The 1365-nt window shown below is 73.4% G+C and carries 1 protein-coding gene; it reads left to right on the forward strand.

The window, feature by feature from the left end; all coding sequences use genetic code 11:
* Positions 1-188 precede the first annotated feature (188 nt).
* Positions 189-1313 (forward strand): trypsin-like peptidase domain-containing protein, encoded by a 1125-nt coding sequence (locus WD250_07650; GenBank protein ID MEX2620078.1) that lies wholly within the window; start codon positions 189-191, stop codon positions 1311-1313.
* The last annotated feature ends 52 nt before the right edge of the window (positions 1314-1365 follow it).

Here is a 1365-nt window from a genome sequence, read left to right on the forward strand (position 1 = left end):
GACCGCCCTGAGGCTGCTGAGACGTGAATCGCTCCGAGCCTGCGAGGGCGATCCTCTGCTGAGCTGGCCTGCGCGGGGCCCCCGATCGGACGGGTGGGCGGTGACCGACGCGCCTGCCCGATCCGGTACCGTAGGGCCATGACCACGACTCCCCAGCAGCGGGTCCTGAGGAGCAGCCTGTGAGCGGGATGCAGCGTTTCCGTGAGTTCTTCGTCGGGGGCGATCGCAGCTTCGGCCTCCTGCTGCTCCCGCTGTTCCTCATGACCGCATTGCTCGGTGCGACGCTGGCGGGTGCGCTGGTGATCCTGTACTACGGCCAGCAGGTGTCGCGCCTGGAGGCCGAGACCAGCGACGCCAGGGCCCAGGTGCTCGAGGCCCGCGAGGAGGTGCTGGAAGCCGCCGAGGAGGCACGCCGCGCCATCGAGCAGCAGGTGGAGGAGGTGCGGCAGGCGCTGGCGGACGACCCGCCCATCGAGGGACCGGAGGACGCGGGCGTCTACGCCATCGCCGCCTCCCATGCCAACGGCGAGCGGCGCGTCGGGTCGGGTTTCACCCTCGCCAGCGCCGACGGCGAGACGATCGTGGTGACCACGTACCGGCTGGTGGCGACCGGGGACGGCTTCGCCGTGCCGAGCGTCGATGTGCTCATGCCCGGGCGGACCGCCACGGCCCGCGTCCACAACTTCGACCGTGGACTCGACGTCGCGACGCTGGTGATGAGCGGTGGGTCCGTGCCGGTCACCGACTGGCGACCCGCGGACGAGGATCTCGGCCGTGGGGATCGTCTCTACCTCGCGGGGATCGCCGGCCCCGGGGCAGCCGCCGTCCTGCAGGGCAGCGTGGGCAGCGTCGCGCCCGAGGCGGTGGTACCGAGCATCCCCGTCAACGACTTCCTGGCCGGTGGGCCCTTGCTGGACTCCATCGGTCGGGTCGTGGCCGTGGCGTCCCTGAACTACCTGCCGTTCGGCCGCGTGGCCGGCGAGGTGGCCTACGGCGTCCCGATCCGGGCGCTGTGCCGCGAGCTGATCCAGTGCGCCGACGCAGACCAGGGCACCGCGTCACTGCGCGGAGAGGGCGGACGGGGCGAGCGGGCCGAGCCCCCCCGTGAGCCGCCGCCCCCGTTGCCCTCCCCGGAGCCCTTGCCGCCCCCCGAGCCCGAACCGGAGCCGGAGCCGGAACCAGAGCCGGAACCTGAGGACGAGCCGACACCCACCCCGAGGACCACCACCGTGCCCCGGCCCCCACCGCCCCCCAGCCCCGGCCCGGGCACAGCGACCCAGCCGCCCGCCACCACCCGACCGCCGCCCGGCTAGCAGAGAATCGCCTCCGCAAGCTCCGGCGATTCACACCTCAGCATCCCAGGGC

It is taken from the genome of Egibacteraceae bacterium (assembly GCA_040905805.1).
Lineage (GTDB): Bacteria > Actinomycetota > Nitriliruptoria > Euzebyales > Egibacteraceae > DATLGH01.

What these genes read in the sequence shown, in the direction of transcription:
- WD250_07650 (MEX2620078.1), top strand. Translation starts at nt 189, where the DNA reads ATGCAGCGTTTCCGTGAGTTCTTCGTCGGGGGCGATCGCAGCTTCGGC.